Raw genomic sequence first — 20,418 nt, 5'->3', positions numbered from 1 at the left:
GACCCATTCGGGCTGACTTTACTTTTTATTTGTTACGTTATAACATTACAATATTCAGCAAACATGAGGAATTGTTATGCGTCCAGAGATCCATCCCGAATATCAGGAAGTGCTGTTTCACGACACCAATGCCGATGCCTATTTTATTATTGGCAGCACCCTGAAGCCGCAGCAGACCAAGGAATATCAGGGCAAAATCTATCCCTATATGACTTTAGATATTTCCAGTGCTTCGCATCCGTTTTATACCGGTGAGCAGCGTCAGGCCAGCAATGAAGGCCGTGTCGCCAGCTTCAATAAACGCTTTGCCCGTTTTAAACGCAGCAAGGACTAAGCCACGCAGTAAAAAAAAAATTGGCATACACATCCTTTATGAAGCCTAGACCTTTATCTCCAGCCAGGCTTCATTTTTTATTGTATATAGTTGATTTTCCTGTTTTTTATTTCGTATTTAATAGCGCCTGAAACAGATAAAAACCCACCGCCAGACAAAGCACACCCAAAATCACACTTGAGATCACATACATTAATGCCACGCTGGTGTGTCCCTGTTTTAGCAATTGAAAAGTTTCCAGTCCAAAACTGGAAAAGGTAGTAAAGCCACCTAAAATTCCGACCATCAAAAACAGTCGCAACTCCTGTTGTAACACCGGGAACTTTTGGCTGAAGGCAAAGAATATTCCGGCAGCAAAACAGCCGAGCAGATTCACCGACCAGGTCGGCCAGGGAAATAACACACCGGGCTTAAATAGCCACAGACTCAGGCCATAGCGTAGACTTGCCCCGATTGCTCCACCCAATGCCACCCAAAGCCAATTCATGTCGTGTTGATTCCCATGTGTATAACTGCCATTTTATCCACAAGTTGGGCCAAAGCGCAGATTTTTTCATCTAATGGGTGCAAAAATTGAGGCCGAAATAGGCTAAACCCCTGCGAAAAAACATGCTATTGTCGCAGGGCTTTTACCAATTTTTTCTATGGACTGAGAACATGATGGCTCAAGATTTATTGGCCCAGCTGCATGCAGGCAAAGCGAACTTTGCCGATGTGATTGCCTATATTGATGCACGTTATACCCACACGCCAACTGCGTTTAGCAATGGCCAGCAACACAATGCGGCCACTGAAAACCAGGGCAGCGCCAAAGTGCTGAGTTTTGCCAAATTAAATGGTTTAGATCATGCGCAAACCTTAAGCCTGTTTGCTGAACACTATGCGGCGGTACTGGCCACGCCTGAAGCCACCGATCACCAGAATATCCGCCAGTTTATGCAGCAAGGTTGGGCTGGTGTACAGTTTGAAGGCGAAGCGCTGACGGCCAAATAAGCCTTTAAAACGAAAAACCTCTAAAACAGAGGTTTTTTTATGTCTGATGTTCAGGTTTTAAGCTACGCGCACCCGGCATTTCCATTCTGCCAAGGGAAGCGGCTCTCCCGCCCTAGCCTGTTTTAAATGAATCAGTCCTTCACCCACCTGAACCGCGCGAAAACGAAAGGTTTTTTCTCCAGCCGCATTTAACTGCGCGGAGTCATATTGAGCATTTTCTGCATCCGCGTGTAGATACAAGGTTTCCAGCTTAAAGATGCTCGGATGTTGCATCACCGACCAGTGATAGCCGGTGGCTGGATTTTCTGCCAGACGCAATTCCAGAGTTTCCCCGATCTTTAAATTTAACAGTGCCGGACATTGCTGATCGGCATGATAAACATGAGTACCATCGACCGGGGTACTGACACTGCCACAACCGCTGAGGGTCAACAGCCCCAGCCAGCTACAGAGAATGAGCGTCTTGCTATGATTCATCCACCTATGATTCATCGACATTCCCCTGCTGCTACATTTTACCCATCAGGCCACATTAACTGCGTTTTACTTTTTCAATCCACTGGATTGAACTGACCCGAAACACTTCACAGGCACCATCGCCGGTATCGGTCGGGGTGAGTGATGACGTCCAGACCATATCTTTGTCTTTAACTTCCACCAGTTCCCCGCTTAAACGCACCAGATCACCACGTTTGACCTGCTTGATCTGTTTGGCAATGTTCGGATTGGCTGGAATGATGTGCATATTGGAAACCATCTGCATGGCCTGCTCTGCCGGCACCGGCAAACGATCCATCTTCCAGTTTAAATAGCGGTCGTACTGATTTACCGTAATATGCCGGGCAATTTCCGGCTCTGCAAACAGGCCCCAGCTCACGGCATAATCAATCGGAGAAAACTTGGCCTGTTCATCATCGGTATAGGTTTTTGAACCTAAAATCCGGAAATCGCCACGAAAGGACTGCAAGACCGAAATCGACTGATCGGCAGATGCCGGCGCTAACCCTTTGGCAATATTATAGTCGACCGATGCCATGGCACTGGTCTGTAACAGGGCGGCCGTCATAAGCGAAATAAGTCCAAAGCGCAGCTTCATGAGAGTCTCAGATCCTTAAGTCAGAACAGATATATCTTTGATATTAATTGATGTTGATCAGCAGAAAATAAAGAAATGGTAAGAAAATGGTTATCTTTGGTCTCATTTTTGTCTTTGCCTGCGCGGCTCAGTTAAAATAAACATAGATTAAATAAAAATATGTGATTTCAATGCTATATAAATTCTATCAACAGCATATTTTCCCACACCTGCTGAATCAGGTGATGCAGACGCCGAGCCTGATGGATTTACGCCGTGAATTGCTGCTGCCAATTGAGGGTGAGGTACTGGAGATTGGCTTTGGCACCGGGCTGAATTTACCCTTTTACCAAAATGTCGATGTAGTCTATGCGCTGGAGCCAAACCTGGAGATTTTCCAGCTGGCCGAAACACGGATTCGTGACAGTGCCATTCTGGTGGAGCATCTGGCTGGCAAAGCTGAGCAGCTGGATTTTGCCGATAATCGTCTGGATCATGTGGTATCAACCTGGACCTTATGCAGCGTGCAACAGATTGAACAGTGTCTGGCCGAAATTTATCGGGTACTGAAACCGGGTGGTTGCCTGCATCTGGTCGAGCATGTACTGCATCCTGAAAATTTATATATTCAACGCTTGCAACATCTGCTGACGCCGCTGCAAAAACGGCTGGCGGATGGCTGTCATCTCAACCGCGATCTGGCGCTGCTGTTACAGCAGGCCGGTTTTGAATTTCAGGAAAAATACGAGATAGATGCGGCCGGTATTCCGAAAATTGGCCAGCGGATGCTGCTGGCCCGTGTGCGTAAACCGGCTTAAACGCGGTTAATCCAGTACTTGAAGCTGCTGCACCCGTACTATCCGGCAATTGTTCGCTGGTAGCGGGTAATGGTTGATCTGAAAATACTGCCCCGTGCTGACTGAACGCACCTTGACCCACTCGCCGCGCAGCACTATACGCTGCCCGGCTTTAACACGGCGTAAGCGCTGGGCAATCTGTTCACTGGCAGCAATGGCGCTAATATTGAGCGTGTTGGCAATCACCTGTTGTGCTGCAAGCGGGCTAGTGGACGCCCGCTGAAACTGATAGCAGCGCTGGGTCTGATGAACTACTCGGAGCTAAAGCAACCGAGTTTCCGTAGTGCAACCTAAGTTGCACACATCTCTTTTGACGCTTCTACGGTACTGCGAAAAGAAGCTTTGACACCTCTAGTCGTCTTACGAACACCTCCACGCCCACTAGATGATAAATAATTACCATCCAACTGTGTTCCACAGTCTAAAACTAATTTAATTGCTCTGTTCTTAATAACAATTGATGCATTGTGATCTGCATTATCAGCATGTCCACAACTCACGCACTTAAACCTGTCTTGGCTTTTGCGATTGTCGGGGTGAGTGTGACCGCATGAAGCGCACTCCTGACTTGTGTAAGAAGCATGAACCGTAAATACAGCCTTACCTAATTTGACTGATTTATACGTTAAGAATTCTGAAATTCTGTGCCATCCTACATTGAGAATAGCTTTGTTTAACCCTGCTTTAGCTTTAGCCCTATTTGGAATAAAACGTCCGAATTTATCTTTCTTAGGGTTAGGCTTTTTGGTCATCTGTTTGGTATTTAGTTTCTCAAAAATAAATACCTGACCGAATCCATTAGCTAAACTACGACTTGTCTTATGAGCAAAGTCCTTGCGAATATTGGCTTTCTTAGAGTGATGCACCGCAATTCGATGTTTGGTCTTAGCTCTTCGGTTTGAGCCTTTTACTTGTCGAGCGAGTTTTCTTTGCAGTCGCTTAATGTAGCGATCTGCTTTTGTTAAATGATTCTTTTGTTCTTTAGAGAAATCAAATTCTTCATAGCCTGCATGAACAGGAATGATGACACCACGATCTATACCAACCACTATTTTTTGTAGTTGTTCTTCGTCCATGCCCTGCAAATGATCTAACTGTCTTTTGGCGTATTTTTTAGCATCGAATTTCTTACCGTCAAACTCTTGAATCTCAACACCATCTTCATAGCAGAAAGAAACGAAATATTGACCACGCTCTTTGCGAATATAAAGGGATTTCGGTTCTTTAAAGTTAGCATGAGCCTTAAAACTTAATGAGCCTATATTAAATTTTTTACCACCGATATATAGCTTGCGCTTATTTCTTTCCGTGCGAAACTCGAATAAATCAGAGGTTAAATGAATCGAACCTTTATCTGTCTTCTTTTTACGTTTTGGTCGCCCACATAAACCTTTAATAGATTTTTTGAGTGTGTTGTACCAATTAACGGTTGAGTTCTTTTGTATTGTACTAGGACAGTTTGCAAGCCATGAACTAATCTCATCTGATTTAAAGTGAGCGTATTTTTGATCTTGGGTTTCATAATAGTGATCAAAAGTTGCAAACTTACGGGCAAATCCTCGAAAGTATTTATCCTCATCGCATTTGGCATTCCAAACGAAACGAGCACAACCCATCCACTGACTTAAAATCAGCTTTTGATGTTGTGTTGGGTATGCTCTTAATTGGATGCCTGTTAGCAATTGAAAAACCTCTAGGTGTTGAGGTTATTTTAGCTTAAAATATGGTTAAAGTAAATCTAGTATGAGGATAAGATGTACGAGTGGAGAACAGGTAGATCATGCATTTATAAAAACATTGTTCATTTAGTATTTGTTACGAAATACAGAAGAGATGTATTAACAAAAGACATGCTTTCCTCCCTAAAAGAGATTATGGAAGAAACCTGTTTGCAAATGGATTGTGAGCTTATTGAGTTTAATGGTGAAGATGATCACATCCACCTGCTTGTAAGTGTTCATCCAAAGCACTCAGTTTCCAACCTAGTTGGAAAACTGAAAGGGAAAAGTTCTTATGTTTTAAGGCGTTCATTTTGGGATGAAGTTAAGGAAAAACTATGGGGCAATCACTTTTGGTCGCCTAGTTACTGCGCTGTATCCTGTGGTGGCGCAAGTTTGGATGTCGTGAAAAAATACATTGAAGAACAAAGAACACCAACGTCAGAAAAAAATGCTAAAAAGTCCATGTCATTAAAAAAGAGCTAACTCGCCCTTAAAAGAGCGAGAATGCGCTCTTAGTTTTGTTCAAAATCGACCGTTTGGGCCTGGCCTGATGCGCTAAAATCTTCTTTGGCCAACAGCAGATCAATATTGCTGACATAGGCCAGATCATTAAAAAAGGTTAATCCTCGAAATCAATACGGATGGTTTCAAAGCGCAGTCGCCCCTGCTGAATGGCTTCGGCAATGGCCTGCTGGCCTTTGGTCAGACGTGCGCCGCCACTTTTAATATCAATTAACACCACCTGAATATCCTCAGCCCGACCATCGCCATCCCGAAAGTCGGTATAGCCATCAAATACGATATAATCGACCGGATCGCCCAGAAATTTGGCATCGCTGGGCAAGTATTCAAATTGCGGCATAATCGGTGCCATCTGCTCGGCCATTTTACCTTTGAGCACCGCGCGGCTGGTATTGACGCTGCGCTTTTGGGCCTGCGCCAGTGCCTGCTGATGTTCCAGCTCCAGCTCGGCAATATACTGTTCATATTCGGCCTTAATCCGGCCATTGCGGCTATGACTTAAAATGATGGTGGTCAGCACCACTCCTATTGCAGCGCCTATAAGCATTGCCATCCATATCGACATGGGGTTTTCCTGATTTTTTAAAATTTGCAAGCAGCGCTACGACTTTTGTCAACGGTCATCTCCAGCACATCAAACAATGATATGCTAGGGATGAGCAGAATAAAATCTTTAGTAGGGTCATGAAAACAATCTTAGTCGCCAATCAAAAAGGTGGATGTGGAAAAACCATTACCGCCATCAGTTTAGCTTCCGCCTTAGCCCAAAAAGGATATAAAGTCGCCCTGGCCGATGCCGATAACCAGAAATCTGCACGACAATGGTTAAAACAGCGTCCAGAAAGCGCCGCTCCCATTCAGAGTCTGGACTGGCGTCATGAAAAATCGGTCGGTGATGCGCCTAAAAATATCGAATACCTGATTATTGATGCGCCGGGGGCATTATCTGGTGATCAGGCCGAGCAGCTGATTAGTGAAGCACATGCGATTATTACCCCGCTGCAGCCCTCCTTCTTCGATATTGATTCGACCCGTCGCTTTTTAAAGCATTTGCAGGAAATTAAACGGATTCGTAAAGGCAAGGTTCAGATTTTACTGCTGGCCAACCGGGTCAAGGCCAACAGTGCCAGCTCCAAAGAAATTCGTGATTTCTTTGAAAAAATTGAACAGGAACCGGTGGCCTGGATTTCTGAACGTGCTGCCTATGGTCAACTGGCGATGCAGGGCTTAAGCGTATTTGATAAAACCCAGAAAAATTACCTGACCATTCAAAATCAGTGGCAACCTGTCCTGAATGCGATTATTGATGATCCGGCCCAATGGTTCTAAGCACCTAAGCGATTAAACGGCTTTTGCCTTTCCACTCCCGCTTCAATATTTAACAGAACTTACGCAGCGTTCATTTGCGAGCGCTGGGTTTTCAGTTAATATGCTTCAAGACCTTAGGAATGAGCCAGTGAACTCAGTGCAACAATACGCGCCCACTTTACAAAAAGTCTTGCTATTTGGACTATTTTTTGTCCTGATTTTTTTGAGCTTTCATGTCCTCAAATACTTTATTGTTCCTGTAGTTTGGGCCACCATTATTGCCTATATGACTTGGCCGCTGTATCAGTCGGTACAGCGCATGTGCGGTCCACGGCCGACCTTAAGTGCCACAATTATGATGATTCTGGTGACACTGGTAGTCGGTATTCCGTTGACCTTTGCGATTTTTATCTTGCAGCACGAAGGGCGCAACCTGTATTACGAATTACAGAAGCAGGTCTTTTCCGGGCATTTGAATGTGCCGGATTTTATCCGCGATCTGCCCTTTGTTGGTAAAGAAATTAGCCGTTCCTTACGTGAAATTAATGAAGATCCGAACAGCATCATTAATTCCATTTCGGTCTGGATTCAGGGTCATCTGAATTATGGCCGTTTCCTGCTCAGTGAAATTAGCCGCAATTTAATTAAACTCGGCTTTGCCATGCTGTCGCTGTTCTTCTTCTATCGTGATGGCCAGACCATTTTAAATCAGGTCAGTAAAGCGCTGGAAATGGTGATCGGGCCACGTGTACATCATTATTTAGATACCATTTCTGAAACCACCCGTGCGGTGGTTTACGGGGTTGGCTTGACTGCAATTGCCCAGGCACTTTTGGCCGGGGTCAGCTACTTTGTGGCCGGGGTGCCAAACCCGATGGTATTGACCATTGTCACTTTCCTGTTTGCCCTGATTCCGTTTGGCCCACCGCTGGCCTATGGCTCGGTGGCGCTATGGCTGTTCTCGCAGGGACAAACCATTGAAGCAATTGGGGTGATGGCCTGGGGCGTGTGTGTGGTCAGTACCGCAGATAACGTGATTCGTCCGCTGGTGATTTCCGGCGCCACCCAGATTCCATTCCTGCTGATCATGTTCGGGGTTCTGGGCGGTATTGCCAGCTTTGGCCTGATTGGCCTGTTTATTGGTCCGGTGATTCTGGCGGTCTTGCTGGCAATCTGGCGTGAATGGCTGCATGAAACTAATGAAGCCGAGGCCATGATGATGCCAAAAACCACCATGGCCTATGACCTGCCCGATGATCAGGGACCGGCTGCACCAAAAGGCTAAATTTCATTAAGAAACTTATACACGCCTGTACGCAAACTGCATTGTGTTGCCTCCTGAGCCTTGTTTGAATGAAGCCACATATTCGAATAAGACAGGATGCAAACCATGACCCCACTTTTTAAACTCGGTGCTTTATGTGCGTTTACCGCGCTGGTCGGAGTCGGCTGTACCACCACACCCGATACTATGATTGGCGCCAGTAAAAACGTTGCCGTTAATGCGGTCTCTGCCCAAGGCATTGGCGCCCAGCTCGGTGAAGTCCAACTGACCGATAGTGCTGCAGGTCTGGTTATCCGTACCAATCTGACCCAGTTACCACCGGGTCCACATGGTTTCCATATTCATGAAAACGGCTCCTGCGCCCCAGCAGAAAAAGACGGTAAAATGCAGGCTGCACTGGCCGCAGGTGGCCACTTTAACCCGAATCAGGCACCCAACCATGGCAATCCATTAAGCGGCCATCTTGGTGATTTACCGGTCCTGAATGTGGCAGCCGATGGCACGGCACGTGTCACCCTACTGGCGCCGCGTTTGAAATTACAGGATGTACAAGGTCTGGCGCTCATGATTCATGCCGGTGGCGATAACTATGCCGATACGCCAAAACCGTTAGGCGGTGGTGGTGACCGGATTGCCTGTGGCGTGATCTAAACCTTGATGCGGATAAATCCCGACTTATCCACAGTTTTCTGATTTTTAAGGCACTTATCCATAGCGATGAGTGCCTTTTTCTATGCCTAGATTAAATAGCAATCTGAGGCTACAAGATTAATTATCAGGCTTTTATATCAACATCAACAGCTTAGCAAAAACCAAGCCCTACAGTCTGATTTATATTAAAAAACAAAAACTTAAAACCGGGCTGTGCACTAAAAAGCATGGCCCTCTGCGCCAATATTCGCTACACTGCAACTAGATCTATGGGGAAATTGCAGAGTATGAGCATCCAAAGCTTGCGTGTGGTAGGTTTTTTAGAAGGTTTATCTTTTCTGGCCTTGCTGTTTATTGCCATGCCACTGAAATATATATGGGGTAACCCAATTCTGGTGAAATACGTCGGCATGGGCCACGGTGTGCTGTTTATTGCCTTTCTGGTGGTGCTGTTCGTGGTCTGTGAAAAACAGAAATGGTCAATTCAGGTATTTTTAATGGGTGTGATTGCCTCGATTTTACCGTTTGGCCCGTTTATTTTTGATGCCAAACTGAAGAAAATGGCACAACCGCAGGTCGAAGTGTAACTTCTGACGGATCTGTGAATCAGGCATCCACCAGACCACTGTCTGCTGGATGCCTTTTATTTTGGCCTTTCAGCCACATGATCTTATTTATAGATACGAGATGATCAGCCCGCTTAAAACTGACCGCTTTCGGCACGTTCGCGCATAATCTGTTTCAGACTCAGCCGCGGATAAGCAAACCACAAGGCGATTAAGGCAAAACAGGATAGGCTATAAGCCCACAGCTCAAAATGACTGTAGAGCATGCGCACCAGTTCAATCACCACAAAAAAGCTCAGCATCATCAGCACAGAAGCCGTTGCCGCAACTGTCCCTTTCGACACCTCGGACGACATCAAAGCAAAACGGTAAATAATTGAAAAACTGATGCCCTCACCAAAGCTGATTAAAGTCATACCCAGAATCAGACACCAGATTAAATAGTCTGGTATGAGCAGACCAAGAATTAACAGCAAGGTACCGACCAACATGAGTGGCAAGCCCATCAGCACAGTCTGTCCCAAAGCAAAACGGTCAATGATTTTCAGCAACAATAAATTCCCGGCAATTAGCCCACCCAACACCGGAAATTGGGCCAGACCATATTGCAGACTGCTCAGACCGAGCTGTTCCACCAGCATCACCGGCGACAAGGCAATCCATAACATCAGCGGCATGCTTAAGAGCGGCAAGGCAAAGGTCATGGTCAGAAAACGGCGGTTTTTCAGTACCTGTTTAAAATCATCCCAGATATAGCCAATCGGCTGTTTTGGAATACTGAGCTGCTGCTCCGGCATTTTGGCTTTCAGTCCGAGCCAGCTTACAGCCGCCAAGGCCGCAATCCCGATAAAGCCCCAATGCCAGGACACATGCTCAATCATAAACGCACCCAACACTGGCCCCAGTAGCGGCGCCAGCAGCGATACATTGGCCATGAGTGCCATGACTTTAATTGCATCGCGTTCGGCAAAACTTTCCTGAATGGCGGCATAGCCCACCGCAGTTATTACCGACAGGCCAAAGCCCTGCAAAAAGCGCAGCAATAAAAAGCTTTCGATGTTCTGGGTCAATAAAATCAGCAGGCAGGTCACCACAAAGAATAGCACCCCGCCCAGCAAGACTTTTTTACGGCCTAAACGGTCTGACAAAGGGCCTAAAATGGCCGCGACACAGGCACCGCCGAGCAGATAAAACGACATCGAGGAGGCTGCCCAGGAACTGCTGACGCCAAAATCCTGGGTAATGGCGAGCATGGCCGGCTGTACCAGATCATTGCCGATATAGACGGAAAATTCGAACAGCACCAAAGCCAGCGGAAACATTAAGGTGGCGCGGGAGAGCGTTGTAGTTGGAGTGGTTTGCATAGCGCTCAAAAGCCTGCCAGATCAGCAGGCTGCAATCATAACAATGGGCGCAGTGTAGCAGAGTTTATTTTTAAAATCTGTGACTTTTCTGATGAGGAAATGCTGGATTTGCGGCAGCAGCACTTAGCTAGAGCGGCTGAACAAAATCAGTATAAATCCCCGGTTTAAAAACAGAAAAGCGTAGGGTTTAGCTACGCTTTTCAATCAAAATCATTAAAAGATTCAAGCGGATTAAGGACATACAGCCTTCTGGAAAGTCTTGGTATTTTTGCCGCGCAGACATTGATAGCTCTTTTCAGTTTTCACTTTTTCCCAGTCGCCATCGACCAGTTTAAAACTGTAAATGGTGCGAATCGAGCGTACCGAATCATCCATTAAACCGGTTTCAGTCACTTTAACCTGGGCCGCGGTCGGTGATTCGACATTATTAAAGAATTGACGCAGCTCGACTGTCGCCAGCTGTTTACGTAAATCCGGACGCTCTTTTAACACCTGTGCCAACGGTGTTTCGGCAGACGGTGTCACTTTAGACACAATATTCTGGGTGGTGGCACATCCTGTAACAGCAATCGCCAGTCCTGCCATTGCAGCGAAACGAAACATAACTCTATCCAAACTGATTCAACACTGTAAAAATGATGCCGGCTTTTTGCGCTTAACACTATGCACAGAATGTAATTTGAGCGAGAGTGCACATGATAAGTGCCATAAAAAAAGCGCATCCGGAGATGCGCTTTTTCGTTCTATTGGCCTGATTACAGGTCGAATAATTTACCCGGGTTCATAATCCCATTCGGGTCAAAGACCTGTTTCAAGGCTTTCATATATTCGATTTCTTCAGCAGAACGCGAGTATTCCAGATATGGCTTTTTGGTCATGCCAACACCGTGCTCTGCAGAAATTGAACCGTCATATTTTTTTACGGTATCAAACACATACTTGTTCACCACCTGACATTTGGCAAAGAATTCATCTTTGCTTAAATCGGCAGGTTTCAGGATGTTCAGGTGCAGGTTACCATCCCCAATATGACCGAACCAGCAGATTTCAAAGTCTGGATAGTTCTCGGCCACAATCGCATCAATTTCTTTAATAAATGCCGGCACGTGGGTAATCAGCACTGAAATATCGTTTTTGTATGGAATAAACGGCGCAATCGATTCCGAAATATCTTCACGTAAACGCCATAAGCTTTCGACCTGATCCAGGCTTTGGCTGAGTACGCCGTCCAGCACCCAGCCCTGTTCCATACAGTGCTCAAAAATTTCCATCGCCTTGTCCATAATCGGTTCAAACGGCGCTTCAAATTCAAGCAATACATAGAATGGACATTCGGTTTCAAACGGACGCTGTACATGACCATTGGCCAGTACTTTCTGCATTGCCAGTTCACCAAAGAACTCGAACGCAGTTAAATCAATTTTGGCCTGGAAAGCGTGCAGCACAGGCATGACTGCATCAAAATCCGGTACACCCAGCACCATCACTTGCAGGTCTTGCGGTTGACGCTCCAGCTTGATTTCCGCTTCAGTGACTAGGCCTAAAGTCCCTTCACCACCAATGAATAAGTGTTGCAGTGCATAACCGGTGGCGTTTTTGATCATGCCTTTGTTTAAACGCAGCACATCCCCTTTACCGGTCACCACGGTTAAGCCCAGCACCCAGTTACGGGTCATGCCGTATTTAATGACTTTAATACCACCAGCGTTAGTACCAATGTTACCGCCAATTTGTGATGAACCGGCAGAGGCGAAATCGACCGGATAATACATCCCTTGCTCTTCGGCATAGTTTTGCAGCTGTTCAGTCACCACACCAGCCTGTACCCGTACCATGCGGTCTGCCGGGAAGAATTCCAGAATCTGGTTCATCTTGTCCATGCTGACCACGATTTCACCATTGGCCGCTACCGCACCCGCAGAAAGACCGGTACGACCGCCCGATGGCGTGACTGCCACATTGAACTGATTGGCAAGTTTCACAATCGCTTGCACCTGCTCAGTGCTCGATGGGAAAACGATGACGGATGGGTTTGGATCAAAGTGCTTGGTATGATCTCGACCCCAATTCTGGAGGCTGTCCGCATCAGTTTTAATACGGTTTTCACCTACAATTGCAGTCAATTGGGTCAATAACTCTGGGGTTAAAGCGACTGGAGCATTCATCGTTTGCAGACCTGGCAAGAATTAAACAAGAAGAGATTTATCCGGACTGGCGCTGTACATTTTAAAGTCATGCCAAAGCACAGTAAAAGATAAAAAACGGGCAAGAAACCAACAGCCTGAGCCTGGTTTTTGCCGTCTGGGGCTATTATAAGCGATTTTTCTGTAAAACCTGAGAAAAACCATCATTTTGATAATATAGCTTTGAAAATACAGAGTTAATTCAACCAAAAATGAATCCTGCGTTTATATTTTCTACAGAAATAGCAGACCGATCAGCCATAAATGGAATGTATCTCCTGCCCGCTCCTATGATATGATACTGCCACTAAATTTGGCCTTTGTAGCGGAGCCGTAATGAGCCAACATCTTTCACTACCTAAAGATAAAATTCGTTTCCTGTTGTTAGAGGGCGTTCACCAAAATGCCATCGACACGTTAAATGCTGCCGGATATACCAACATCGACTACCGTAAAACTGCGCTTGAGGGTGAAGCGCTGAAAGAAGCGGTCAAAGATGCACACTTCATTGGTATTCGTTCACGTACGCAATTAACTGAAGAAATCTTTGAAGCTGCGAACAAGCTGATCGCGGTTGGCTGTTTCTGTATCGGAACCAACCAAGTCGATTTAAATGCAGCCATGGTACGTGGTATTCCAGTATTTAACGCACCATATTCAAATACCCGTTCTGTTGCGGAACTGGTCCTTGCTGAACTGATTCTGCTGCTTCGTGGCGTACCAGCCAAATCGGCATCATGTCACCGCGGTGGCTGGGAAAAATCTGCAGCGGGTTCTTTTGAAACACGCGGTAAGACTTTAGGTATTGTGGGTTACGGTTCAATTGGTTCGCAACTGTCTGTGCTTGCTGAAAGCCTGGGTATGCATGTGATCTATTATGATGCAGTGACCAAACTGCCAATGGGTAATGCGCGCCAGGTCGGTTCTTTGGCTGAATTGCTGGCCAATGCAGACGTGGTATCGCTACACGTGCCAGACGTTCCATCAACCCGTAACTTTATGGGCAAAGAACAGTTTGCACAAATGAAAGAAGGCGCGATCTTCCTGAATGCGGCACGTGGTACCTGTGTCATTATTGAAGATCTGGCAGATGCAATTAAATCAGGTCATCTGGCTGGTGCTGCGGTTGACGTATTCCCGAAAGAGCCGAAAGCCAATGGTGAAGAATTCGTTTCTCCACTGCGCGGTCTGGACAATGTGATCCTGACTCCACACGTGGGCGGTTCAACCATGGAAGCGCAAGCCAACATTGGTCTGGAAGTGGCTGAGAAATTTGTGGCTTATTCTGACAAGGGTATGACCCTGTCTGCAGTGAACTTCCCTGAAATTGCCTTGCCATTGACTGAAGGTAAACACCGTTTACTGCACATTCATAAAAACATTCCAGGCGTATTGTCTAAAATCAACAACCTGTTTGCTGAGCAAGGCATCAACATTTCGGGTCAATCTTTAATGACCAAAGGTGATGTCGGTTATCTGGTGATGGATGTGGATGCAACTGCATCTCAAGAAGCACTGGATATGCTGCATGATGTTGAAGGCACTATCCGTGTACGTGTTCTGTTCTAATTTCAATTAGACAGTGACACCCAAAACCACAGCCCTTGTGCTGTGGTTTTTTATTTCCCGCTTTGAAAACAATACGCAATCCTTATTTCATGTTCTTTTGAAATCGTGCATAAGCCCCTAGTTTGTCTGCTGGCCACTTACGCAGCCACGACATGGAAGCGTCATCTGTTCATGCTATGCTAGCGGCTATTGATCTGATGATCGCCCTACTCTCCCCACCAGCCCATTTCAGTTATGTCGATACTTCAAAATGTGCCGCATCTCCGCGCTGTGCTGTTGTTGCTGATTGCCATGCTCAGCCTGCAAAGCAGTGGCTCCATGGCCAAGCTGCTATTTGATCAGTTTCCGATTCTGACCGTTTCAGCCATGCGGCTGCTGCTGAGCGCGCTGGTGCTGATGCTGATTTTTCAGCTCTGGAACATTCAGCCCAAAGCCATACGCTGGCCGGCGATTTTCAGCTACGGCGCAGCACTGGCCGGCATGAACATGCTGTTTTATCTGGCGATTGACCGCCTGCCGCTGGGGATTGCGGTATCGTTTGAGTTTATCGGGCCATTAAGCGTGGCGCTGTTTTATGCCCGGCGCAAATTCGACTTTATTTGGGTCGGCCTCGCCATTGTCGGGCTGGTGCTGCTATTTCCCTTTGATCAGACCGCGCAGCCGCTCGATGGCTTGGGCGTGTTGTTTGCCTTAGGCGCCGGTGCCTGCTGGGCCTTATATATTGTGGCTGGACAAAAACCGTCGGGTGTATCCGGGAATCATACGGTCTGTCTGGGTATGCTAGTCGGTACCCTGATTTTATTACCCATTGCCTTATGGGATGGTCTGCCTGTTAGCGTATTTGAACCAGGCAATTTCATCTATTTTATTGCCTTGGCAGTTCTGGCCAGCGCCTTGCCCTTTAGTCTGGAAATGATTGCACTTCGCAACCTGACTGCACTCAGTTTCGGTACACTGATGAGCATGGAACCGGCCATTGCCGCGCTCTCCGGTTTTGTCTTTTTGGGCGAACAGTTGCTCTGGAATCAATGGCTGGCCTTAAGCACCATTATTGCCGCCTCCATTGGTTGTACCTATACCGTGCAGCAGCGCAAACAGCAGTCCAGTTAAACGGTGCGGATCTGGCCAGACTGAGCTTCCTGCTGTGTAATGCTGGAATTTATTTTGACCGGCTACTCATCAAAATTTAAGCAAATTGCTATAATCAGCAGCATCTCCCCAATATGCTGACACCTTCCGGTGTTGGTGGTGCGCTTATGCAAAATGCTCAACTGCTGTCGGTACTGTTCATGGTGCTGTCCATGACCTCGTACCAGATTAGTGCCTCCTTTGCCAAACAACTGTTTGAGGTGCTCGATCCGCTTACCGTGACCATTTTACGGTTGTGCTTTGCCGCCATTATTATCTGCCTGATGTTCCGTTCCTGGAAGATTATTTCCCGGCTGTCCTTTTTAAAATGGCGGGATCTGCTCTGCTATAGCGCCGCTTTATGTCTGATGAATGTGCTGTTCTATATGTCGCTGGGCAAATTGCCACAAGGGATTGCGGTTGGTCTGGAATTTATTGGCCCGCTGGGACTGGCTCTGCTCTCGATTAAACAGCGCAGTGATTATATCTGGGTGCTTTTAGCCATTTTGGGAATTGCGCTGATGGTGCCTTGGGGACAGGCCAACAGTGACAATTTCTCGGTCTTTGGTGCCCTCTGTGCGCTGGGTGCCGGCTTTTGCTGGGCCCTCTACATTTATTTCGGGCAGCGCGTGGTGCAGCAGAATATTGGCATGCATGCCCTCACCATTGCCATTAGTCTGGCTGCGCTGACCCTGTTACCCATTGGTCTGTATCACAATGCCGCGGCCCTGGTTGATACCCAGTACTGGGGCAAAGCTATCGCCATTGCCATTTTGGCCACCGCCATTCCGTATGCACTGGACCTGAAAGCCTTACAGCATTTAAGCAAGCTCAGTTATGGCACCCTGTCCAGTTTATCGCCGGCACTGGCCGCGCTAACCGGTCTGGTGTTACTCGGTGAACAGATCAGCCTGTTGCAATGGGTCGCTTTATTCTGCGTGATGCTGGCCTCCGTGGGCGTGACTCTAAGAGCCAGCCGCAAAAAAACCATCAGCCCTTAAGCAAAAAGAAAGATCAAACAAGATGAATAAAAAAAGATGGCCAAGAGAGCCATCTTTTTTAAGTCCTGAATTTAGACCAGACTGTCTTTTTGAATGGCTTTATATTTGCCGTATTCATTTAAATACTGTTTGGCCAGCTCGGTTTTCTGGCGCTCTTCCAAAATTTTCCCGGCCTGCTGGAAAAAGCCATGTTCTTCTTCCTGCAAATGATGATGCACTTTTTCAGACAGCTGCTTGGCAATCGCCAGCCAGCCCGGATTGCTAAATTCGGTTTCGGTCAGTTTTTCCAGCAGCTCATCCATTTCATGATGTTCTGCCAGCGCATGCCGGGTAATGTTCAGCCCGGAATCGGTCATCATTAGTGGAATATAAAAATAACGGTCTTCGGCCACAGCATGGGCGAATAATTCATTTTTCAGTTGATCAAACAGCTCGCGGCGTTCTGGTGTATCCCCCGAGGTCTGGATTAAACGCTCGGCCAGATCACGCTGTATTTCATGGCTTTCACGCAGTGCTTCAAAAATATTCATGTTGTTATTACCCTTTCAAATGCCAAAATTTAAACACCCGACAACGGGTTGCATCATTATTGTTAAGCAGACAGGTCAGGCTAAGCATTCACTATACGCCAAGCCCGTGCGACGGTTCCTGCAGCAATTTGTATGGGAAATTTTAATAATGAGAATGATTTACAACCAGAACATCTGATAGGCCATGCGTACAATCAGCACACTAACCAGGATCAGAAATACAATCCGGATAAAGCCGCTGCCATATTTAAAGGCCAGACGTACCCCGACCAGAGAACCGGTAATATTAGCCAGTGCCATCATCGCCCCGACCATAAACAGCACATGCCCCGTGGGAATAAAGAAACTCAGCGCTGCCAGATTGGTCATAAAATTGGCAATTTTCGACAAGGCCGAGGCATGCAAAAAATCGACCTGTAAATAACGAATAAAATAGAAAATAAAAAAGCTGCCCGTGCCGGGGCCAAAAATACCATCATAAAAACCAATCAGCACACTGCCCAACGCCGCCAGGAGCAACATTTTGCGGTTTAAAGTCTGCTGCACATGCAGCTGGCCAAACTGCTTTTTCATGAAGGTGTAGATGGCAATCACGATTAGCATCAGCAGCACAAAGGGCCGCAAAATATCGGTCGGAATCATTGACACGCAGGCTGCGCCAACGAAAGAGCTGAGAAAGGCACATAGCCCGATCACGCCCAGCAATTTCCAGGACAGCTGCACTTTGCGTAAAAAAGAAAAGGCCGCCGAAGCAGTGCCACAAATGGAAGCCAGTTTGTTGGTGCCAAACACCGTGGCCGGCGCCAGTTGCGGCATTGCGCCCATAATCGCCGGAATCTGGATCAGGCCGCCACCACCAACCGCGGCATCAATTGCACCGGCACAGAAGGCAAAAATCACGAGGCTGATGACGATTTCAATATCCATATCGGGGCAATCCTGTGGCCTCAGTGCAGATGAAAATTAGAGATTCAGGACCCGTTTTGGTACCAGACGTTTTTTATCGGTAATTTCCGCCAGCCCTAAACATTTCTCGCCCTCAAATACCAATACCTGAGTTGCCGCCGCATGGTCAATATTACTTTCCATGCCGCGACAAAAATATTCGGCCCGGCCTTCTGGCACCTGTACCTGTGGAAAATGCTCAATCGGGGCATAAACCGGCAGCAACAGCGCTTCACGCTCGGCTTCGCTCAGGCTTTCCAGATAGTCCAGGGTGTAGCTTGGGATCAGATCAAAATGCCCGGTCTGAATACGGTGCAAATAGGTCAGATGCCCATAGCTGCCGAGCGCCTTGGCAATATCTTCACCGAGTACACGAATATAGGTGCCTTTGGAACAAGTCACATCCAGGGTAATGCTATCGTCGGTAAACCCTAACAGCTCCAGCGCATAAATACTGATGGGACGCGCATCCCGTTCAATTTCAATGCCTTTACGGGCCAACTCATATAAGGGACGGCCTTCTTTTTTTAGCGCTGAATACATCGGCGGTACCTGCTGAATATCACCAGTAAATTGCGCCAGGACGGTTAAAATGTTTTCTTCAGTCAATGCCGGTACCGCAGCCTCTAACAGCACTTCACCTTCAACATCACCGGTGGTGGTGCTATGTCCCAGCTGAATGGTGGTCTGGTAACGCTTGGTCGAATCCAAAAGAAAATGCGAAAACTTGGTCGCCTCGCCCAGACAGATTGGCAATAAACCAGAGGCCAACGGATCTAAAGCACCGGTATGTCCGGCTTTTTGCGCACGATACAGCCAGCGCACCTTTTGCAGCGCAGCATTGGAGCTGATACCCAGGGGTTTATTCAATAAAAATACGCCATGCACAGGACGACGCTGAATTTTAGGAGAAGATGCTTTCATGGCAAAAATCGGACAATTCTAAACTGCGCCATGGTAGCAACCTGAGCACAAGCTTTACAACTTTTCTATAAAACAATGTCATTTTTATGGCATATTGAGGCCGAACCGAAAACCTAAAATAAATACAATGGAAAAACAGGTGCATAGGAATGCAAAAACATAAATTATGGCTCTGGTTGGGCCTGATCACCATAGCGGTGGTGGGCATTATTTACTGGTTAATTCCCCATTCGCCACCATCCCCCGGTCATGCACAGGCCGCCACAGCGCGTACATCTGCAACCTCGTCTCTACCCGTGAGCAGTCCAAACAGCTCTGCAACCCTGTCCTTTTTAAGTCCCAGTCAGCAGGATACTGAAATTAACTGCCAGTTACAGCTCGACTCAGGTAACCGGCTGATGGTCACTGAACAGACCCGCAACTGTTTTGAATATTTTATTACCCAATACGGCGAGAAAACCCTGGAGCAGATCCGTCAGGATTTTCAGCGTTATATCGCCCAGACTCATCAGGAACCGGCCTTGGGACAAATTCTGGATTTATGGCAGCGCTATCTGGATTATCGGGAGCGTTTGGGGGAATTGCAGCCGCCGCAACTGGATCCGGACAGTCCGCAATATTACCGCAGCATTTTTACTAGCATGAAAAACCTGCGTCAGCAGTTTTTCTCGGCCTATGAAATTGAGGGTCTGTTTGGGGTGGAAGATGTTTATCATGACTATACCCTGGAGCGCCTGAGCGTGATGGACAATAAACAGCTCTCCGAAGCAGAAAAAGCCCAGAAATTAAAAGCCCTGTTTGAGCAACTACCGGAAGACTGGCAGGCTAACTTGGAACAGCTCAACAAGCTGGAAGATTTAAGAGCACTGACCGCAGAAATTAAAGCCCGCGGTGGCTCCAGTACAGAACTGCGCCAGATGCGCCTGAATCTGGTCGGGCCTGAAGCCACGCAGCGTCTGGAACAGCTGGATGTCGAGCGCAGCCACTGGAAAACCCGTGTCATCCAATATTTAAATGAACGCGATCAGATTCTCAGTGCCGGCCTAAATGATGCCGCCAAACAGCAGGCAGTCGCAGAATTACGTCAACAGTATTTTAATAATCCGCAAGAACAGCTGCGGCTGGATACCTTTGAATCAGTGCACGATCAGGGCGGTAAACTGCCTTTTGCCGAATAACATCCTCTAAAGATGACTCATCCATTATTTTGGTGGATGGGTCTATTTTTATCTTTCTACTAAGCTTCTACCCCCTATTTTTTTATCAATATCTTTGCCATTTCACCTGCACGTCCTCAACCAGTTATCGGCAACTACAAAAAATAACCGAATGGCTAATGACGATTTCAAGAAAACTGTTTATTTATACTAAAAAATGGATTTTAAAATTACTAAGTCATTATAAAAACAGTAATTATTGATAAATTTTGGCCTGAAATGACATATTTGCAGGCAGGCTGCCG

At 46.8% G+C, this 20,418-nt stretch carries 25 protein-coding genes; 12 read left to right on the top strand and 13 right to left on the bottom strand.

The window, feature by feature from the left end; all coding sequences use genetic code 11:
* Positions 1–76: 76 nt before the first annotated feature.
* Positions 77–334: a type B 50S ribosomal protein L31 gene (locus tag FTU54_RS03005; RefSeq protein ID WP_016658507.1), complete on the top strand. Its 258-nt coding sequence runs from the start codon at positions 77–79 to the stop codon at positions 332–334.
* Between the two features lie 106 nt (positions 335–440).
* Here FTU54_RS03005 and crcB read toward each other — a convergent pair whose 3' ends face one another.
* Positions 441–821: a fluoride efflux transporter CrcB gene (crcB, locus tag FTU54_RS03000; protein ID WP_104503649.1), complete on the bottom strand. Its 381-nt coding sequence runs from the start codon at positions 819–821 to the stop codon at positions 441–443.
* Between the two features lie 173 nt (positions 822–994).
* On the opposite strand from crcB, the gene FTU54_RS02995 reads away from it, so the two are divergent.
* A complete protein-coding gene (locus tag FTU54_RS02995; RefSeq protein ID WP_035363454.1) occupies positions 995–1,327 on the top strand; it encodes a HopJ type III effector protein in 333 nt (110 codons plus the stop codon).
* A 57-nt stretch (positions 1,328–1,384) separates the two neighbouring features.
* Here the strand turns inward: FTU54_RS02995 and FTU54_RS02990 are convergent, their stop codons facing one another.
* Both FTU54_RS02990 and FTU54_RS02985 read right to left on the bottom strand, forming a co-directional pair.
* Positions 1,385–1,804 carry a protease inhibitor I42 family protein gene (locus FTU54_RS02990; protein WP_257223792.1) on the bottom strand — a complete coding sequence of 140 codons (420 nt, stop codon included), beginning with the start codon at positions 1,802–1,804 and terminating at the stop codon, positions 1,385–1,387.
* A 55-nt stretch (positions 1,805–1,859) separates the two neighbouring features.
* A complete protein-coding gene (locus FTU54_RS02985) occupies positions 1,860–2,393 on the bottom strand; it encodes a hypothetical protein (RefSeq protein WP_370459245.1) in 534 nt (177 codons plus the stop codon).
* Positions 2,394–2,593: 200 nt separating this feature from the next.
* On the opposite strand from FTU54_RS02985, the gene FTU54_RS02980 reads away from it, so the two are divergent.
* Positions 2,594–3,220, top strand: coding sequence for a class I SAM-dependent methyltransferase (locus FTU54_RS02980; RefSeq protein ID WP_104483940.1), 627 nt, complete (start codon positions 2,594–2,596; stop codon positions 3,218–3,220).
* Positions 3,221–3,226: 6 nt separating this feature from the next.
* On the opposite strand, the gene FTU54_RS02975 is transcribed toward FTU54_RS02980, so the two are convergent.
* Positions 3,227–3,445: a hypothetical protein gene (locus FTU54_RS02975; RefSeq protein WP_180074425.1), complete on the bottom strand. Its 219-nt coding sequence runs from the start codon at positions 3,443–3,445 to the stop codon at positions 3,227–3,229.
* A 104-nt stretch (positions 3,446–3,549) separates the two neighbouring features.
* Entirely contained in the window at positions 3,550–4,941 is a 1,392-nt protein-coding gene (locus tag FTU54_RS02970; RefSeq protein WP_180074423.1) for an RNA-guided endonuclease TnpB family protein, read from the bottom strand.
* A 72-nt stretch (positions 4,942–5,013) separates the two neighbouring features.
* On the opposite strand from FTU54_RS02970, the gene tnpA reads away from it, so the two are divergent.
* Positions 5,014–5,463, top strand: coding sequence for an IS200/IS605 family transposase (gene tnpA, locus FTU54_RS02965; RefSeq protein ID WP_023274418.1), 450 nt, complete (start codon positions 5,014–5,016; stop codon positions 5,461–5,463).
* 136 nt (positions 5,464–5,599) lie between these two features.
* On the opposite strand, the gene FTU54_RS02960 is transcribed toward tnpA, so the two are convergent.
* Positions 5,600–6,067, bottom strand: coding sequence for a Holliday junction resolvase-like protein (locus FTU54_RS02960; protein ID WP_005180383.1), 468 nt, complete (start codon positions 6,065–6,067; stop codon positions 5,600–5,602).
* A 119-nt stretch (positions 6,068–6,186) separates the two neighbouring features.
* Here FTU54_RS02960 and FTU54_RS02955 point away from each other — a divergent pair, with 119 nt between their 5' ends.
* The 4 genes from FTU54_RS02955 to FTU54_RS02940 all read left to right on the top strand — a co-directional run bounded on the left by FTU54_RS02955 (position 6,187) and on the right by FTU54_RS02940 (position 9,333).
* Positions 6,187–6,831, top strand: coding sequence for a ParA family protein (locus tag FTU54_RS02955; RefSeq protein ID WP_005180385.1), 645 nt, complete (start codon positions 6,187–6,189; stop codon positions 6,829–6,831).
* Positions 6,832–6,967: 136 nt separating this feature from the next.
* Positions 6,968–8,095, top strand: coding sequence for an AI-2E family transporter (locus FTU54_RS02950; protein WP_162182848.1), 1,128 nt, complete (start codon positions 6,968–6,970; stop codon positions 8,093–8,095).
* Positions 8,096–8,200: 105 nt separating this feature from the next.
* Complete coding sequence (sodC, locus tag FTU54_RS02945) at positions 8,201–8,746, top strand: superoxide dismutase family protein (protein ID WP_104471529.1); 546 nt, start codon at positions 8,201–8,203, stop codon at positions 8,744–8,746.
* 287 nt (positions 8,747–9,033) lie between these two features.
* Positions 9,034–9,333 carry a DUF3817 domain-containing protein gene (locus tag FTU54_RS02940; protein WP_075175562.1) on the top strand — a complete coding sequence of 100 codons (300 nt, stop codon included), beginning with the start codon at positions 9,034–9,036 and terminating at the stop codon, positions 9,331–9,333.
* Positions 9,334–9,446: 113 nt separating this feature from the next.
* Here the strand turns inward: FTU54_RS02940 and FTU54_RS02935 are convergent, their stop codons facing one another.
* The 4 genes from FTU54_RS02935 to FTU54_RS02920 form a co-directional block, all read right to left on the bottom strand.
* Positions 9,447–10,676 carry an MFS transporter gene (locus tag FTU54_RS02935; protein ID WP_104500020.1) on the bottom strand — a complete coding sequence of 410 codons (1,230 nt, stop codon included), beginning with the start codon at positions 10,674–10,676 and terminating at the stop codon, positions 9,447–9,449.
* A 231-nt stretch (positions 10,677–10,907) separates the two neighbouring features.
* Positions 10,908–11,279: a hypothetical protein gene (locus FTU54_RS02930; protein ID WP_005180395.1), complete on the bottom strand. Its 372-nt coding sequence runs from the start codon at positions 11,277–11,279 to the stop codon at positions 10,908–10,910.
* A gap of 152 nt (positions 11,280–11,431) precedes the next feature.
* On the bottom strand, positions 11,432–12,841 hold the full coding sequence (locus tag FTU54_RS02925) for an FAD-binding oxidoreductase (RefSeq protein ID WP_045795292.1): 1,410 nt from the start codon (positions 12,839–12,841) through the stop codon (positions 11,432–11,434).
* A gap of 21 nt (positions 12,842–12,862) precedes the next feature.
* The gene (locus FTU54_RS02920; RefSeq protein WP_127800910.1) at positions 12,863–13,069 is read right to left on the bottom strand and encodes a hypothetical protein; all 207 of its coding nucleotides are present in this window, start codon (positions 13,067–13,069) and stop codon (positions 12,863–12,865) included.
* Between the two features lie 126 nt (positions 13,070–13,195).
* Between FTU54_RS02920 and serA the strand changes: the two genes are divergently transcribed.
* The 3 genes from serA to FTU54_RS02905 all read left to right on the top strand — a co-directional run bounded on the left by serA (position 13,196) and on the right by FTU54_RS02905 (position 16,557).
* Complete coding sequence (serA, locus tag FTU54_RS02915; RefSeq protein WP_005180397.1) at positions 13,196–14,428, top strand: phosphoglycerate dehydrogenase; 1,233 nt, start codon at positions 13,196–13,198, stop codon at positions 14,426–14,428.
* A gap of 234 nt (positions 14,429–14,662) precedes the next feature.
* A complete protein-coding gene (locus FTU54_RS02910) occupies positions 14,663–15,538 on the top strand; it encodes a DMT family transporter (RefSeq protein WP_104495342.1) in 876 nt (291 codons plus the stop codon).
* A 146-nt stretch (positions 15,539–15,684) separates the two neighbouring features.
* The gene (locus FTU54_RS02905) at positions 15,685–16,557 is read left to right on the top strand and encodes a DMT family transporter (protein ID WP_104505691.1); all 873 of its coding nucleotides are present in this window, start codon (positions 15,685–15,687) and stop codon (positions 16,555–16,557) included.
* A 71-nt stretch (positions 16,558–16,628) separates the two neighbouring features.
* Here the strand turns inward: FTU54_RS02905 and FTU54_RS02900 are convergent, their stop codons facing one another.
* The 3 genes from FTU54_RS02900 to truB all read right to left on the bottom strand — a co-directional run bounded on the left by FTU54_RS02900 (position 16,629) and on the right by truB (position 18,956).
* Positions 16,629–17,087 carry a hemerythrin domain-containing protein gene (locus FTU54_RS02900; RefSeq protein ID WP_075168265.1) on the bottom strand — a complete coding sequence of 153 codons (459 nt, stop codon included), beginning with the start codon at positions 17,085–17,087 and terminating at the stop codon, positions 16,629–16,631.
* A 159-nt stretch (positions 17,088–17,246) separates the two neighbouring features.
* Positions 17,247–18,014 carry a TSUP family transporter gene (locus FTU54_RS02895; protein WP_104473447.1) on the bottom strand — a complete coding sequence of 256 codons (768 nt, stop codon included), beginning with the start codon at positions 18,012–18,014 and terminating at the stop codon, positions 17,247–17,249.
* A gap of 36 nt (positions 18,015–18,050) precedes the next feature.
* Positions 18,051–18,956, bottom strand: a complete 906-nt coding sequence (gene truB / locus FTU54_RS02890; protein WP_104470236.1) for a tRNA pseudouridine(55) synthase TruB — start codon at positions 18,954–18,956, stop codon at positions 18,051–18,053.
* 149 nt (positions 18,957–19,105) lie between these two features.
* Here truB and FTU54_RS02885 point away from each other — a divergent pair, with 149 nt between their 5' ends.
* Positions 19,106–20,134 (top strand): lipase secretion chaperone, encoded by a 1,029-nt coding sequence (locus FTU54_RS02885; protein ID WP_180074421.1) that lies wholly within the window; start codon positions 19,106–19,108, stop codon positions 20,132–20,134.
* Positions 20,135–20,418: the final 284 nt, after the last annotated feature.

This window comes from Acinetobacter sp. YH12116, from assembly GCF_013418895.1.
Lineage (GTDB): Bacteria > Pseudomonadota > Gammaproteobacteria > Pseudomonadales > Moraxellaceae > Acinetobacter > Acinetobacter indicus.
This window is presented reverse-complemented; position numbering and strand designations above follow the sequence as displayed.